General features: G+C 34.8%; 14 protein-coding genes. 9 read left to right on the top strand and 5 right to left on the bottom strand.

Translation table 11 applies throughout. From position 1 onward, the window contains the following. Positions 1-50: 50 nt before the first annotated feature. The 3 genes from DFQ05_RS06220 to DFQ05_RS06210 all read left to right on the top strand — a co-directional run bounded on the left by DFQ05_RS06220 (position 51) and on the right by DFQ05_RS06210 (position 4,121). Complete coding sequence (locus DFQ05_RS06220; protein ID WP_132704540.1) at positions 51-578, top strand: inorganic diphosphatase; 528 nt, start codon at positions 51-53, stop codon at positions 576-578. Between the two features lie 126 nt (positions 579-704). Further along, on the top strand, positions 705-3,065 hold the full coding sequence (locus tag DFQ05_RS06215; RefSeq protein WP_132704539.1) for a sodium-translocating pyrophosphatase: 2,361 nt from the start codon (positions 705-707) through the stop codon (positions 3,063-3,065). 75 nt (positions 3,066-3,140) lie between these two features. Then, entirely contained in the window at positions 3,141-4,121 is a 981-nt protein-coding gene (locus DFQ05_RS06210; RefSeq protein WP_132704538.1) for an App1 family protein, read from the top strand. A gap of 52 nt (positions 4,122-4,173) precedes the next feature. On the opposite strand, the gene DFQ05_RS06205 is transcribed toward DFQ05_RS06210, so the two are convergent. Genes DFQ05_RS06205 through DFQ05_RS06190 form a run of 4 tightly spaced genes read right to left on the bottom strand, consistent with a single transcriptional unit; the run spans position 4,174 to position 7,849 of the window. Next, complete coding sequence (locus tag DFQ05_RS06205) at positions 4,174-4,788, bottom strand: deoxynucleoside kinase (protein ID WP_132704537.1); 615 nt, start codon at positions 4,786-4,788, stop codon at positions 4,174-4,176. 3 nt (positions 4,789-4,791) lie between these two features. Next, complete coding sequence (locus DFQ05_RS06200) at positions 4,792-5,574, bottom strand: hypothetical protein (protein ID WP_132704536.1); 783 nt, start codon at positions 5,572-5,574, stop codon at positions 4,792-4,794. 60 nt (positions 5,575-5,634) lie between these two features. Next, positions 5,635-6,318, bottom strand: a complete 684-nt coding sequence (locus DFQ05_RS06195; protein ID WP_132704535.1) for a response regulator transcription factor — start codon at positions 6,316-6,318, stop codon at positions 5,635-5,637. Further along, positions 6,311-7,849, bottom strand: coding sequence for a sensor histidine kinase (locus tag DFQ05_RS06190; protein WP_132704534.1), 1,539 nt, complete (start codon positions 7,847-7,849; stop codon positions 6,311-6,313). Before DFQ05_RS06190 ends, DFQ05_RS06195 begins: the two co-directional genes overlap by 8 nt. A 125-nt stretch (positions 7,850-7,974) precedes the next feature. Between DFQ05_RS06190 and DFQ05_RS06185 the strand changes: the two genes are divergently transcribed. From DFQ05_RS06185 to DFQ05_RS06160, 6 genes are all read left to right on the top strand, one after another. Further along, on the top strand, positions 7,975-8,346 hold the full coding sequence (locus DFQ05_RS06185) for a hypothetical protein (RefSeq protein ID WP_132704533.1): 372 nt from the start codon (positions 7,975-7,977) through the stop codon (positions 8,344-8,346). 12 nt (positions 8,347-8,358) lie between these two features. Continuing rightward, positions 8,359-9,216, top strand: a complete 858-nt coding sequence (locus tag DFQ05_RS06180; RefSeq protein ID WP_132704532.1) for a GLPGLI family protein — start codon at positions 8,359-8,361, stop codon at positions 9,214-9,216. 91 nt (positions 9,217-9,307) lie between these two features. Further along, the gene (locus DFQ05_RS06175) at positions 9,308-10,141 is read left to right on the top strand and encodes a GLPGLI family protein (RefSeq protein ID WP_132704531.1); all 834 of its coding nucleotides are present in this window, start codon (positions 9,308-9,310) and stop codon (positions 10,139-10,141) included. Positions 10,142-10,234: 93 nt separating this feature from the next. Continuing rightward, positions 10,235-11,107: a GLPGLI family protein gene (locus tag DFQ05_RS06170; protein WP_132704530.1), complete on the top strand. Its 873-nt coding sequence runs from the start codon at positions 10,235-10,237 to the stop codon at positions 11,105-11,107. Between the two features lie 43 nt (positions 11,108-11,150). Continuing rightward, on the top strand, positions 11,151-13,889 hold the full coding sequence (locus tag DFQ05_RS06165; RefSeq protein WP_132704529.1) for a TonB-dependent receptor: 2,739 nt from the start codon (positions 11,151-11,153) through the stop codon (positions 13,887-13,889). A 118-nt stretch (positions 13,890-14,007) separates the two neighbouring features. Further along, positions 14,008-15,564 (top strand): M20/M25/M40 family metallo-hydrolase, encoded by a 1,557-nt coding sequence (locus tag DFQ05_RS06160; RefSeq protein ID WP_132704528.1) that lies wholly within the window; start codon positions 14,008-14,010, stop codon positions 15,562-15,564. 52 nt (positions 15,565-15,616) lie between these two features. Here DFQ05_RS06160 and metK read toward each other — a convergent pair whose 3' ends face one another. Further along, positions 15,617-16,873, bottom strand: coding sequence for a methionine adenosyltransferase (metK, locus tag DFQ05_RS06155; RefSeq protein WP_132704527.1), 1,257 nt, complete (start codon positions 16,871-16,873; stop codon positions 15,617-15,619). Between the last annotated feature and the right edge of the window lie 167 nt (positions 16,874-17,040).

Genomic DNA, 17,040 nt, shown 5'->3' with positions numbered 1-17,040 from the left:
TAATAACCAAACATTAAATTATCTTTGCACCCCTAAAAAATGAATGATTTATGACTGGTAATGGACAATTAACCTTTGATGTTTTAATAGAAATACCAAAAGGAAGTAGAAATAAATACGAGTACGATTTTAACCTAAAGAAGATTCGTTTCGATAGAATGCTCTTTTCATCAATGATGTATCCTGGAGATTATGGATTTATCCCAGAAACTTTAGCGTTAGATGGTGACCCTTTAGATGTGTTGGTTTTAGGCCATGAGCCTACGTTTCCTATGTGCGTTATGGAAGTTAAGCCAATAGGTGTTTTTCATATGGCAGATGAGAAAGGTCCAGACGAAAAAGTAGTATGTGTTCCTGTATCTGACCCCATTTGGAGTTTAAGAAATGACATATTCGATTTAAATCCACACAGACTTGATGAAATAACGCATTTTTTCCAAGTTTACAAAGACTTAGAAGAGAAAAAAGTAGATGTCGGTGGTTGGGGAAATGCCCAAGAAGCATACGATATTGTAACGAAATGTATGGAGCGTTTTGATAGTAGTGAGCATAAGAAAAATGGAGACTTTTCAATTTAATGCATTATCAATAATATTTAGCTAAAAATTTTGAGCCATCTTTAATTAAAGGTGGCTTTTTTTATCAGGTATATTTTTCTATTTTAGATCCCGAATTTTATTAACTAATTAACTTAATATTAAAATATGGAATTACTTATTAAAGGACTACCTGCGTTTGGGGTTTTGGCTTTACTATTTGTATTTATTAAAAGTGCATGGGTAAGCAAACAAGACCAAGGAAACGATAAAATGAAAAGAATCGCAAAAAACATTGCAGATGGGGCAATGTCTTTTCTAAAGGCCGAATATAAAATATTATCAATCTTTGTAGTTGCAGTTGCAATTTTACTTTATTTCAAAGGCGCCAATGAATCTGGGTCTAACGGTATGGTAGCTGTATCATTTATTATTGGAGCTATATGTTCTGCTCTAGCTGGTTTTATAGGCATGAAAGTGGCTACAAAAGCAAATGTAAGAACAACCAGTGCTGCTCGTACATCTTTGGGCAAAGCTTTAGAAGTGGCTTTTGCTGGTGGTGCAGTAATGGGCTTAGGCGTTGTTGGTCTTGGAGTTTTAGGCCTTAGTGGTTTATTCATGATATATAGCGAAATGGGCTGGGGAATTAATGAGGTTTTAAATGTACTGTCAGGATTTTCTCTAGGTGCCTCTTCTATTGCTTTATTTGCTCGTGTAGGTGGTGGTATCTACACAAAGGCTGCCGACGTAGGAGCTGATCTAGTAGGGAAAGTTGAAGCTGGAATTCCAGAAGATCACCCTTTAAACCCTGCAACCATAGCTGATAACGTTGGAGACAACGTTGGAGACGTAGCCGGAATGGGCGCCGATTTATTCGAATCTTACGTAGGCTCAATAATCGGAACAATGGTATTGGGAGCATTTATCATTACACCAGATTTTAATGGATTAGGCGCTGTGTATTTACCAATGGTCTTAGCAGCTGTTGGTATAGTTATGTCAATTATAGGAACATTCTTTGTTCGAGTAAAAGATGGTGGTAATCCACAGACAGCATTAAATATTGGAGAATTTGGTTCTGCAGGTTTAATGCTAGTAGCTTCTTATTTTATTATTCATGCCTTAATTCCTGAGACAGTAGAAGGATTGCCAGCAGGTGCAATGGGTGTATTTATTGCTGTAATCGCGGGCTTAGTTGCTGGTTTAGCTGTTGGTAAAGTTACGGAGTATTACACTGGTACCGGAACAAAACCAGTGATGTCTATCGTAAAACAATCTGAAACGGGTAGCGCAACAAATATTATTGCAGGGTTAGGTGTTGGAATGATGTCCACGATGATTCCTATTTTATTAATTGCAGCTGCGATTTTGGTATCTCACCATTATGCAGGATTATATGGTATTGCTATTGCGGCAGTTGGGATGCTTGCAAATACAGGTATACAATTAGCGGTTGATGCTTACGGACCAATTTCAGATAACGCTGGGGGAATTGCAGAAATGGCAGAATTACCAAGTGAGGTTAGAGAGCGTACAGACAAATTAGACGCGGTTGGTAATACAACAGCAGCCATTGGAAAAGGTTTTGCTATTGCATCTGCAGCGCTTACAGCCTTAGCTTTATTTGCAGCATTTATGAAAACGGCTAATGTCATTGCAATCGACGTGTCTAAACCTACTGTTATGGCAGGTCTATTAGTTGGTGGAATGCTACCGTTTGTTTTTTCGGCATTATCAATGAATGCAGTAGGTAGAGCAGCGATGGCCATGATTGAAGAAGTCAGACGACAGTTTAGAGATATTCCAAAACTAAAAGCGGCTTTAGAAGTAATGAGAGCAGTAGATTCTGATATGTCTAAAGCTACTGAAGCTCAAAGAAAAATCTTTGACGAAGCTGATGGCGTGGCAGAATACGAGAAGTGTGTCGCTATTTCTACTCAGGCGTCTATTAAAGAGATGGTGCTACCAGGTTTATTAGCCATTGCCGTACCAGTTGCGGTAGGATTTTTAGGCGGTGCAGAAATGTTAGGTGGTCTTTTGGCCGGTGTTACAACTTGTGGTGTTTTAATGGCAATTTTCCAATCTAACGCTGGTGGTGCATGGGATAATGCAAAGAAAATGATAGAAGAGCAAGGACGCAAAGGTACTGATGCGCATAAGGCAGCAGTAGTTGGCGATACAGTTGGAGATCCTTTTAAAGATACATCAGGACCTTCTTTAAACATTTTGTTAAAGTTAATGTCTGTTGTGGCTTTAGTTATCGCTCCTAGTTTGGCATTAGATAATGCTAAAGTTTCGACTTACGAAACACAAGAAGTTAATAAAGAAATTATACTTACTGATGCAGATTTAGCAGAAGCTACTATAGAATATACAATGGTAGTGAATGGAGAGGAAGTTTCTAAATCCAAAACGTTTACTGGAACTAAATCTCAAGTAGAAAAGCAACTTTTGGATTTTGAAAGTTCAATGAAAAATGCTTCTGAAAAAGAAATAAAAGTAGAGAAAGTAGATATATCTAAAGGATAATAGATTTAATTTATAACAGGAAAACCACACTGTCTTTCTAATTAAGATAAGTGTGGTTTTTTTTATATTTGATTGATGCTAAAAAAAGACCCTTTACAAATCATTCCGTTTTTAACTTACGGAACTTCTGAGCATCTATACTTACGCGGGCGTGCCTTAGAAGACGAGGATATCGATTTGTCTAAAAAAGGCTGGTTTAGCTTATTAGTAAATTCTTGGAAACGTTTCGAAACAGATGAAATTCGGAATACAGCAATAACAATTAAAATTCAGGAGAATCTGTTTAATCTAAAAACCGATGCCGAAGGCTATTACCTTTACGATTCACCTATAAGCAAAGAATTTAAAACAGATATTGAAGGTTGGTTAGACTATTCCGTGAGTTATAATGCACTAACGATAAAGCGCAAAATTCAACAAGAAAATGTATTTAAAGGCAAAATGTTAGTGCCATCTCAAGAGGCTCAATTTGGTGTTATAAGCGATATAGACGATACTATATTGCACACCGGTGTTACCTCTAGATTAAAATGGAGAGTTATTGTTAACACGTTATTCAAGACACCTCTTAAACGAAAAGCGCTCGACGGTACAGCCGAGTTTTACGACCTACTTCATAATACGGTTAACCCTATTTTCTACGTGAGTAATAGCCCATGGAATTTATATAGATACCTTGAGTTTTTTCTAAAATCGAACAAATTTCCAAAAGGTCCCATTTTACTTCGTGATTTTAGAACACCTTTTGACAAAACGCCTAAGCCAGAATTGGCACATAAGTACCAAGAAGTATTCAATATTTTAGAAACCTATCCTAGCTTAAAGTTTATTTTAATAGGGGATTGTGGAGAAAAAGATGCGGATATATATCTAGATGTCGTCGAAAAATTTCCTAATCGAATAGCTGCTATTTACCTGCGTAGTGTAAATGATAAAAAGCGTATGAAACGCATCAATAGACTTTTTAAAGATTATAGAAAGCTTCCTGTTTTAATAGTAGATAATAGTACAGAAGCTATTAAGCACGCAAGGGCTAACGGTTTTATCACTATGTAAACCCCATTGTATTGAAAAGAATATAGAAACTATTGTTTGGTCGTGCTAGCGATTAGAATAAACCGTTTATCTCAGCATCAATTTTATTAATTATACCTCCTAAATCTTCAGGATTTGCAACAAAGTCCAAATTATCTACATCGATAATCAATAAATTTCCTTTGTTGTATTTTGTTATCCAAGCTTCATAACGTTCATTTAGTCGGCTTAAATAATCAATACTAATAGTATTTTCATAATCACGTCCTCTTTTATGAATTTGCGCAACCAGATTAGGAATGCTACTTCGTAAGTAAATTAACAAATCAGGACCTTTTACAAAAGACTCCATTAGTTCGAATAGCGACGAATAATTTTCAAAATCTCGGTTAGTCATCAAGCCCATGGCATGGAGATTTGGCGCAAAAATAAAAGCATCTTCGTAGATGGTTCTATCTTGAATTATGTCTTTTTTACCTTGTTGGATTTGATTTACCTGACGAAATCTGCTATTTAAAAAATATACCTGAAGATTGAAACTCCATCGCTCCATCTGGTTGTAGAAATCATCTAAATAAGGATTGTCTACAACATCTTCTAGTTGTGCTTCCCATTTGTAATGTTTCGCTAATAATTTTGTGAGCGTTGTTTTTCCAGCGCCTATATTTCCAGCAACGGCAACATGCATAGTTTATTGAGATTTTAGTTGGTAGCGACGTAGCTTTTCGTCGTTGTAAATATACAAGGTTTCGTCGGTTACCAAAAACTGATTTATTAACAAATCCTCGGTGTTTATAGTCTTTAATTCTTTACTATTTTTTGCAAGTAGAAATAGGTTATTACCCGACTTTAAAATCAGTTGACCCTTACTAAAAGCCATGTCTGTAAAGTTGTTGTTTTCAATTTTATGGATTAAACTTCCAAAATAGCTGTAAACGTACAAGTAGTTTTCAGTGAGTAGGTAGCAATAATTATAGTCACTTTTTAGAGATAACGCCTGGGATTGTACGGGTACGGTTTTAATTCGTGTTTTTTTGGAGAGGTAATCAAATAGTTCTAATTGCTGTAAATCTTGATTAAAAAGCCAGATAAAATTATCGTAACCTGTAGAAATAAGAGTCACATTTTTATAATCTGAAAGTGTGTTAAAATCTACTTTAGTAATTTCTGCGAGCCGATTGTCTAATACAACCATGGTATTAAAATCTTGATAAAAAAGATTTATTTTAAGAGGATTAAACGTATTTGCAGATGATATTTCGCCGAGCTGAAAGTTGGCGTAGCTAATAATGGTATCTGTAGATTTTTTGTAAAAACTATGGTTTTTGTCCGAATAATAAAGTGTGCCAAATGTATCTACACCAAAAATTTTATATGCTTTTAATTCGGCGGTAGCTTCAAGTTTAAGCTCTATATTTTCTTGCGAAAAACTAAAAGAGCAAAGACAAAGAATAATGTAGAATATACGTTTCATTATAGCCAGAAAAGTACAAAAATTGAACCATTTAATTGCTTCAATATACTTTTTTAGCTTCTAAATCGTCAACTTGTAACCAAAGCCTCTCACATTTAAAATCTGTATGCTTTCGTCTTGTTTTAATTTTTTCCGAAGTTTAGAAATAAAAACATCCATACTTCTAGCTGTAAAGAAATCGTCTGTTCCCCAGAGCTTGTTAAGAATAAGTGAGCGGTCTAGTACAGCATTCTTGTTTTTAATGAGATGAAATAGTAAATGTGCCTCGCGGTGGGTAAGTTGCACGGCATCTTCTGTTTTGTAGGTTAAAAGTTGCTTTGGGAAATCGAAACTATAATCGCCGAGTTCTAAAATTTCTGATGATTTCTGAAGCTTCGTGCGCCCAATTAAATTATGAATTCTAACGATTAGCTCTTCCATACTAAATGGTTTTTTTAAGTAATCGTTACCTCCAATAGTAAAGCCTTCAACAACATCTTGCGTTTGGGATTTTGCAGTCAGAAATATTATAGGAATAGCGTCGTCTATCGCTCTTATCTCTTTAGCAAGCGTAAAACCATCTTTTTTGGGCATCATAACGTCTAGAACCAAAAGTTCTGGAGCTTCAGCTTTGTACGTTTTAAATGCCATTTCCCCATCTTCGCAAAGTAGTACTTCAAAATCTCTAGTTTCTAGACTCTCTTTTATAATTTGGCCAAGTGCGGCTTCATCTTCAGCAAGTAATATTTTGATAGGATTAGCCATTTGGAAGGGAGATTTTAAATGTTGTAAGTTGATTATTTAGGTCTAGCTTAATGGTACCGTCATGCTTTTCTATAATACTCTTAGTGTAAAACAAACCAATACCAAAACCTTTAACATCGTGTTTATTGCCTTTAGGAACACGATAGAATTTTTCGAAAATTCGTTCTTTATTCACTTTAGCTAAACTTGTTCCGTTATCTGAAATATTGATGTTAAACGAATTTTTGTTTGGTATTACATCTATTGTAATTATTTCGCCACCGTATTTTATGGCATTGTCTAGAATGTTATTAATCGCGTTTTCGAAATGAAAAACATCTACTTTAGATAGTAAGCTTTTTACTTTAAAACTTGTTTGGATTATTTTGTTAGTATGTTGAGTTTGGTATCGCCTGCATAGCGATGCTATTAGCGGAACAATATCTATTTCTTCTTTATTAAGTTCTAAACTTTCACTGTCTAAAGTTGCAGTTTCAAGCAGTTTTTCTACCATTATATTTAGCTTAGACAACTGAGTAGAAGACATATCTATATATTTTTTAGTTTTCTCTTTGTCGTCGATAATGTTAAAGTTATTAATGCCTTCTAGAGCAGCACTAATGGTAGCGATTGGTGTTTTAAATTCGTGAGTAATATTGCTTATCAAGTCATTTTTAACTTCGGCTAGTTGTTTTTGATTTTGGATGATTTTTAGTAGATAAAACAAGCAGGCAATTACACTTAATACTAATAATGTAGAAATACTAATTCCACCAAGCATTCGGCCTAAAATCACTTTGGTTTCGTTAGTAAAATTTACTTTAAGATTACTTTCTTTAGGTAAAAAAGTAGATTCAGAGCATACACTTAAAATATCTTTGGTCTTTAGATTTGTAGTATCCGCCTCAACAATAATTACCTCATCAATTGAGGTGTTTGATTCTTTTGGGTTTTCATACGCTAAATTATAAGTCATATTTATTTTTTTGCGCTGAAGTTCCTTCTTAAGTAACGTGTCTATGACTCTTAAATTTAAAGTGTCATTGGTTATCGAAATCATTATCTGATTTGTTAAGATTTTAATGTTGTCTAGTTTGGCATTTCCATCAGCTTGCTTTAATTCTTTCATTTTAAGTTGAAAAGAATCAATGTTCAATGATTTATTTTTTTTGCGACGAGCAGCCATCATGGAATCTGCTTTAAAACCTCTTAAAACAGAAAATCCTTTAATTTTTTTGGTTTTATTTGTGTCTATCTGCTCTATTTTACCGTTTTTAAAATCAAGATTATTAAAAATGTCGTTGAAAGTACTTTTTTCTTCAGTAAACTTAGATACCGGTATTTTATCAAACGTCATTGCCATAGTAGTTTGCTCAGCAATCTTTGCATAATAATCATCTACGGCTTTATCTAAACTCGTTTGTACGTCGTTTATAAACTGTTGCTTATTGGTAAGATAGTTTTTGTAATTCCAATAAATTTGTATGCCTATGGTTGCGATAATTACAAGGGTAATTACATAAAGTATATATCTATAGCGTTTATCATTCATACTTCAAAAGTAGAGGATATTCTAATAGCAGACTAATCGGTTAACACACATTAACGTTGGTTAACTTTAAAATCGTAAAGAAGTTGACATATTTGTAGTGTACTAATCAAAAAAACAAATACAACATGAAAAATTTAATCACAGTAGTTGCAATTATTATGGTAACCTCAGTTTTTGCTCAGTCCAATAATTTAAAAGGAGAAGTTAAGTTAGGAGACAACAAAATCGAAAATATGAGCATTAGTGTCGAAGTTGATTCTGCAGAAGAAATCGAATCTACCTTTTCAATCAAAGATTTTGAAGAACTATTAGATATTACCGAAAAAGGTGAAGAACTGAGTTTTAAAATAAAATGTAACGGAAAGACCATGTCTAATGGTGTAAAGTCTAGCATGAGCTATGAAATAAAAGGAAACACTAATGATAAAAAAGAGTTTCTTAAGAATATTAAAAAACTAAGAAAAGCAGCAATTAAATATTATAAATCAAAAGAATAAAATTATCAAAAAATGAAAACAGTTATTAGAGTTGTCGTCCTTAGTTTAGCACTGGTTTTTTCCAGTGCTAGTGCTCAAGATTTTAAAGGAGTTGCGACTTATAAAACGCAGCGAGCAGTAGATATTAAAATAGACAGTAGTAGTAATCCAAATATGACTTCGGATTTACAAAAGCAAATGTCCGAAATGCTAAAAAAACAATTTCAAAAAACGTACACACTTACGTTCGACAAAGAGTCTTCCATTTATAAAGAAGACGAAAGTCTGGCGCCACCGCAAGTTGGTGGTAACGGAATGCAAGTTATGACTATTGGAATCGGAGGCGGTAGTGACATTCTTTATAAGAATACTAAAACCAATACGTATTCAGAAAAAAAGGATACCATGGGCAAAATTTTTCTAGTCAAGGACGACTTAGAGTCTATAGATTGGCAATTGGGAAGCGAAACAAAATATATTGGTAATTATCAGTGTTTTAAAGCCACTTTTACTAAAATGGTACCCAAGCCAGTTGACCTAAAAACGTTTGGTAAATCCCAAGAAGAGGATAAAGAACCGGAGTTAGAAGAACGTACTGTAACAGCATGGTATACACCACAAATTCCTGTAAATAACGGACCAGCCAAGTATCAAGGTTTACCGGGATTAATACTAGAAGTCCATGATGGCAAGCTTAATATCGTATGTAGTAAAATTGTAATCAATCCAGAAGATGCGATTGATATTAAAGAGCCTACAAAAGGTAAAAAAGTTAATCAAGCAGAATACGAAAAAATCATGGATGCTAAGCAAAAAGAAATGTTAGAACGTTTTAAGCCACAACGGGGAAATAGAGATGGCGAAAGCATTCATATTCGTATTGGAGGCTAAAAATAAGGTGTTAATGTTTTGATAAACAGATAAATTGTGTTCAATGATTGTTTAGATTTGTTAAACAAAACAATAATTTTAGACCATCATCATGAAATCAATTTTCTTAAAACTTAGCATTTTAGTAGTTGTTCTTAGTTTTTCACTACAGAGTAAAGCACAAGAATTTCAAGGAAAGGCGTATTATTTCTCAAAATCAACTATGGATTTAGGACGATGGGGCGCTAGACTAAGCGAGGCACAAAAAAAGCAAGTCATGGCTAGGATGAAGAATAGACTTGAAAAAACGTATGTATTATCATTTAATAAAACCGAGTCGTTTTTTAAAGAAGATGAAAAGCTAGATGCCATGTCTGGAGCCACAGATTCTTGGGGAAAGAATTTTGCGCAAGGTGACCAGTATAAAAATGTGAAAGACAATCAGCTTGTACAAAGTCAAGAATTTTATGGTAAAAAATTCTTAGTAAAAGATAAGCTTCAAAAAATAGACTGGCAAATGGGTTCGGAAACTAAGCAGATAGGAAACTATACTTGTTTTAAAGCTATGGCTTTAATTCCGTCTGATGAGTTGTCTTGGTATAATTTCTCTTGGGATAAATTAAGAAATCAAGAGCCTCAGGTAGATTCAACAGGAGCAGTTAAAGAACCAGAACTAAAAATGACGCAGGTAGAAGCATGGTATACTCCTCAAATTCCTGTTAGTCATGGCCCATCAGAATATTGGGGATTACCAGGTTTGATTTTAGAAGTTAGTGCAGATAATAATACGATGCTGTGTTCCAAAATTGTTATTAATCCTAAAGAAACAGTAGAAATTGAAGCCCCAAAACGTGGCGAGGAGATTAATAAAGCAGATTATCAAGCTACTGTTATAGAAAAGATGAAAGATTTTAGAAACAATAGACCAAGTCGCCGAAGAGGTTAATTTGTTTAACTTAAGTTTAACGAACAGCGGTTTAACTTTTTGTTATTTCACAAGTCTAAAATTAGATAACATAAAGTTTAAACTCAATTACTGATGAAACAATCTCTACTTAAAACTTTTGTACTTGCCGTTGTTGCATGTATAGGTACATTCTCTTTCGGACAAGATTTCCAAGGAAAGGCGTATTACAAAACAAAAACGACTATAGATATGAGTCAATTTGGTGGTGGACGACAGATAAGTCCAGACCAAATGAAACGTATGCAAGAGCGAATGAAAAGTTTCCTCGAAAAAGAATACGTTTTAACATTTAACAAAGAAGAATCGATTTATAAAGAAGAAGAACGCCTCGAAGCACAAGGCTCTGGTGGTTGGGGTGGATTCGCAAGTAGTTTTACTGGTGGACCAAAATATAAAAATGTAAAAGACAAAGAGCTAATACAAGATCAAGAATTTTTTGGAAAGCAGTTTTTAATAAAGGACCAGCTTAAAAACCTAGAATGGAAAATGGGTTCGGAAACTAAGCAAATTGGTAATTATACCGTTTTTAAAGCTACTGCAACAAAACCTGTCACAGGATTCGATTGGAGGAGCATGAGACGTCGTCAACCTGAGAATAATAAGAAAGAAAAAGATTCCACAAAATCTACTGACGCCGATGACCCAATGAACGAAGTAGAGATTCCTAAAACTATAGAGGTTGTAGCTTGGTACACACCGCAAATTCCTATTAATCAAGGGCCAGATGACTATTGGGGCTTACCAGGTTTAATTTTAGAGGTTAACGCAGACAGAACAACCATTCTATGTACCAAGATTGTAATGAATCCTAAAGAAAAAGACAATATTAAAAAACCTGAAAAAGGAGAAGTGGTAACACAACAAGAATACACAGATATTACTACAAAAAAGATGCAAGAAATGAGGGATAACTGGCGTGGTAGACGAGGCGGACGAAGAAATTAACCATTTCTACATTACTAACCAATTTATAAGACATCACTAAAAAATGAAGAAAATATTCACGCTACTCACATTTGTAGTAGCATTAAGTTCCTATTCTCAAGTTAAGCTCTCCGGAGTAGTTAAAGATAGTATAGGTCAACCTTTAGAGTTAGCAAATGTTATTGCCATAAATCAAGAATCAAAAGCTTTAGAGTCTTACGGAATTACAGACGCAAAAGGCGAATATCGATTGTCCCTAGGTAAAAACGGTAAATACAAAGTACAAGTCACATACATTGGTATGAAAACTATTGACCTTATTCTAGAAACTAAAGAGGCAGATATCAAAAAAGACTTTACAATGCAATTAGACAATGCTCTTGATGCTGTAGAATTAACCTACGAAATGCCTGTTACTATAAAAGGAGATACGATTGTATATAATGCAGATTCTTTTAAAAACGGTACGGAACGAAAGCTCGGTGATGTATTAGAAAAGCTTCCTGGAGTTGAAGTTAACGAAAATGGACAATTAGAAGTTGAAGGAAATCCCGTGCAGAAAATCACCGTAAACGGAAAGGATTTTTTTGATGGGGACACAAAACTTGCAACGCAAAATATACCATCTAACGCAGTAGATAAAATAGAGGTATTAAGAAACTTCTCTGAGGTAGGACAATTACGAAGTGTTACTAATAATCAAAATAATGTAGCGATTAATATTAAACTAAAAGAAGGGAAAGAAAACTTTTGGTTTGGAGATATTACTGCTGGAGTAGGTTCTGCACCTTCGCCAAATGATGAGTTGTATTTAGTGCAGCCAAAACTGTTTTATTACAGCCCAAAATACAGTGTCAATGTTATCGGTGATATGAATAATATCGGTGAACCAGCCTTAACCAATAGAGAAGTACGTAATTTTGGAGGAGGTTTTAGAGCGCCGAGTCGCGATAGTGGTACCAACATAAATCTAGGGAATAATGGTTTAAGTGGTTTAACTAGTGTTGCAGACGCTCAACGCGTTGAGTCAAAGTTATTAGCGACCAACTTTAGTTATTCGCCAAACTCAGCCTTAGATTTAAGTGGTTTTATAATTTATAATACGACAAGATTAAATACAAGAGAGGAAAGATTTAGACGATTTCTTGATGCAGGTGCAGGACAAGTGGATGAGGAAACAGTAAGTACAGGTAAAGAAGCGTCTGATCAAGGTTTGGCAAAATTAAGTGCCACTTATAAACCAAATCCAAATAATCAACTAGATTACGATATTTTAGGACGTTTGTCAAAAGACATTGAGGGACAATCTGAGTTTTCTTCTGTAATAGGTGAAACATCGCAATTAGCAGAGGTAACTCCATTTAGCATAAATCAAAACTTAAACTACTATTATACCTTAGATGAGAATAACATCTTCGCCTTAGAGGCAGCACATTTATTGCGTAACGAAGACCCTTTTTTAAATGCTGTTTTAAATAATGACCCAGCAAGTGATAATGATGCTTATGACGATACAGCAGAAGGTATCGGATTAGACCAAAGTTTAGATGTTTACGATTTAGGACAAAATCAATTGGTCAAAACCAATCAATTAGATGCTAAAGTTGATTATTATAATATACTTAATCCAAAAAGCAACTTAAATTTTACCTTCGGAACCATTCTAAGTCGTCAAGATTTTAATTCTAATATTTTCCAGTTTTTAGAAAACGGAAATACTCTAAATCCCACACCAACTCTTGATGACGGCGATGGCAACCTTTTAAGAGCAGAGAATGACACGCAATATAATTTCAGTGATATTTATGCAGGCGTGCGTTATAATGTAAGAGTAGGTAAATTTACGTTTAGACCAGGAGTTTCATTTCATGCCTATGGTAATCAAAATGAGCAATTTGGTGTTAAATTTGAAGATAATTTCTTTAGAGTGTTACCCGATTTTGAAGCTAGAGTACAATTTAAAAAATCCGAAAGTTTAACCCTTAACTACCGTATGTCTAATCAATTTACAGACGTAACAAATATAGCCGAAGGTTTACTTTTAAATAATAGCCCAACAAATTTATCATTTGGTAATTCAGAATTACTTAATGGACTAAGTCAAAATGTTAGTTTGTTTTATAGAAGTTTTAATTTGTTTAATAATACTCAGGTTGTAGCCAGAGTTAGTTATTCTAAAAGAGAAGACCAAATTCGTAATCGTACAAACCTAGAGAATGTCATTAGGACAAACACATTTTTTAATTCACAATTTGCTGACGAAAGTTTAAGTGTATTTGGTTTGTGGAATAAACGTTTTGGTAAAATCCGTGTTGGTGGTACCGCTACATTTAACTACAATCTAAATAATCAGTTTATTAATAATGTAAGAGGAATTAACGAATCTTTCATTCAAAGTTATACACCAGAGTTTCGTACAAATTTTAGAGAAGCACCTAATGTAAGGTTGAGATACACCTATTCTGTAACAACTAATAATCAAGGTAATACAAGTACTGAGATTATAACTAATAGGCCGTCAGTACGTTTTGATGCTTACATATGGGATTCTGTAACGTTTGTCACAGATTATGAGTATAACAATCAAAATTTCAATGGTAGATCAGAATCTTTTACGACATGGAGTGCACGTTTGGGTTACAGAAAGGACAGAGATGCAAAATGGGAATATGAAATCAGAGCAAACAATATTCTTAATATTGATGCTAGAATTAATAATGGGGCAAACAATGTATTTGTAACTAATTCTGCGACTTTTCTTCAGCCAAGATTTATAACATTTAGAGCTATTTATACGCTTTAAATAAGTTTTGCAATACAATCATAAAGCCCATTTTGCTTTAAGTAAAATGGGCTTTATATTTTAGATGTGCAGCAAATATTGTAATTTGTTCCTTTAACCAATTAAAGTATCAAAACTTATGAAACGTGTTATTTACTTATTCATTATTGCTTTTGCATTTAACATAACCAATGTTAAAGCACAAGATAAAGACCCAATTATTGAAGCTATTGTAAAAGAAGCTAATGAAAATTCTCAATTAGAAAATATTGGTCATGAACTAATGGATGTTGTTGGTCCTAGATTGGTAGGTACACCGCAAATGCTCAATGCACATAATTGGGCCATTGAAAAATATAAATCTTGGGGAATAAATGCTAAAAAAGAAAAATGGGGCGAGTGGCGCGGATGGGAGCGTGGTATTACGCATATAGATATGATAGAGCCACGAGTACAATCGCTTAGAGGAACACAATTGGCTTGGAATCCTAGCACAGGTTCTAAAGGTGTTACAGCAGAGGTTATTGTACTTCCAGAAAATATCAAGGACTCTATTTCATTTCAAAATTGGTTGCCTAACGTAAAGGATAAGCTCGTTTTAATATCAATGAAGCAACCTACTGGCCGTCCAGATTATAATTGGGAAGAGTTTGCAACGGAAGAATCTTTTCAGAAAATGAAAGATGAAAGAGATACCCAGACAAAAGCGTGGCGCGAAAATATTAGTAAAACTGGTTATAATACACGTTCAATTATTCCAGTATTAGAAGAAGCAGGTGCTGCTGGGATTATTGCAAGTAATTGGTCGAGAGGATTTGGTGTAAATAAAATTTTTAGTGCACGTACAAAGAAAATACCAACTGTAGATTTAGAATTGGAGGATTATACCATGTTATATCGCTTAGCAGAATCTGGACATACGCCAAAACTGAAAATTGTTGCAGAATCTAAAGAATTAGGACGCGTACCTACATTTAACACTATTGCAGAAATTAAAGGCTCTGAAAAACCAGATGAATATATTATTCTTTCCGCCCATTTCGATTCTTGGGATGGCGCTACCGGAGCAACAGACAATGGTACTGGGACTTTGGTAATGATGGAAGCCATGCGCTTATTAAAAAAGTTTTATCCAAACCCTAAACGTACTATAATTGCAGGACATTGGGGCAGTGAAGAACAAGGCTTAAATGGTTCTAGAGCATTTGTTGAAGACCACCCAGAAGTTGTGGACGGATTACAAGCCTTATTTAATCAAGATAATGGTACTGGTCGTGTTGTGCGTATTTCTGGCGGGGGCTTTTTAAACTCATACGATTATTTATCACGCTGGTTATATGCTGTGCCTAATGATATTACAGAGCATATCGAAACTACATTTCCGGGACTTCCAGGTGGTGGAGGTTCTGACTATGCTTCTTTTTTAGCTAAAGGTGCACCAGCATTTAATTTAAGTGCGTTAAACTGGTCTTACTGGAATTATACATGGCATACCAATAGAGATACTTACGACAAGATTGTTTTCGATGATGTAAGAAACAATGCTATTCTAACAGCAATTTTAGCATATATGGCTTCGGAAGATGCTGAGAAAACTTCTAGAGAGCAGATTGTATTACCAATAAACCCTAGAACTGGAGAACAACGCACTTGGCCAACACCACGGTCACCAAATAGAGATGGTGGTAGAAACTAAAATAAAAAAGCCTTCTCATTTGAGAAGGCTTTTTATGTCATTCTTTTAAGAATTAAATTCCGAAAGCAGTTTTCACTTTATCTACATAATCTAATTTTTCCCAAGTAAATAATTCAACATCCATGGTTTTAGATTCGCCATTAGGCTGTTCAAAGGTTTTGGAAACAACTTCGTTTACGCGCCCCATGTGTCCGTATGCAGCGGTTTCGCTATACATGGGTTGGCGTAATTTTAAGCGTGCTTCAATTGCCGCGGGACGCATATCAAAAATCTCAGACACTTTTTCGGCAATTTCACCGTCGGTTAGGTTAAACGGACAAGTTCCGTACGTGTCAATAAAAATCCCCATTGGCTCTACAACACCAATGGCGTAGGATACTTGTACTAAAACTTCGTCACACAATCCTGCAGCTACAAGGTTTTTAGCAATATGTCTAGTAGCATATGCGGCACTACGGTCTACTTTACTAGGATCTTTTCCAGAAAACGCACCACCGCCGTGAGCGCCTTTTCCGCCATAGGTGTCTACAATAATTTTACGACCAGTTAAGCCAGTATCGCCATGCGGTCCACCAATTACAAATTTCCCTGTTGGGTTAATATGATACTTGATATTATCATCAAACAATGGGCGAATATGCTCTGGTAATTTTGCAATCACTCTTGGTATTAATATCTCAACGATATCTTTTCTAATTTTTGCTAGCATTATCTCATCACTAGAGTCAAAATCATCATGTTGCGTAGAAACAACAATAGCATCTATACGTTGAGGTGTATTATCGTCACTATATTCAATAGTGACTTGACTTTTAGAATCTGGTCGTAAATAGGTAATATCCTTATTCTCTCTCCTGAGTGCGGCTAACTCCTTTAAAATTAAATGCGAAATGTCTAAAGCCAAAGGCATGTAGTTATCCGTCTCCTTTGTTGCGTAGCCAAACATCATACCTTGGTCACCAGCACCTTGCTCTTCTTTAGAAGCACGGTCTACACCGCGATTAATATCTTCGGACTGTTCGTGGATTGCAGAGAATACACCGCAAGAATTGCCATCGAACATATATTCGCCCTTAGTGTAACCGATTTTGTTAATCGTATCTCTAGCAATTTTTTGTACGTCTAGGTAAGTATTAGATTTTACCTCACCAGCTAGTACAACTTGCCCAGTAGTTACTAGAGTTTCGCATGCAACTTTAGAGTCTGGGTCAAAGGCTAGAAAGTTATCAATTAATGCATCACTAATTTGGTCTGCTACCTTGTCTGGATGACCTTCAGAAACACTTTCTGAAGTAAATAAATACGCCATAATTTTATTTGTTTATCTAAAGATTTGACGTAATTGTATAGGAAGTATAACACTGTCTTTAGCATTTTTTTCCAGAGGTTGCAATCAGTCAAATCATTCCTCTTTTGTTATTTTGAAATGCAAAAGTACACATTTATAGCTTTTAACAAAGTCTTGACTCATAACTA

Source organism: Winogradskyella wandonensis, assembly GCF_004346845.1.
GTDB classification, from domain to species: domain Bacteria; phylum Bacteroidota; class Bacteroidia; order Flavobacteriales; family Flavobacteriaceae; genus Winogradskyella; species Winogradskyella wandonensis.
The sequence above is the reverse complement of the archived record's forward strand: the minus strand, read 5'-3'. Positions and strand labels throughout refer to the sequence as shown.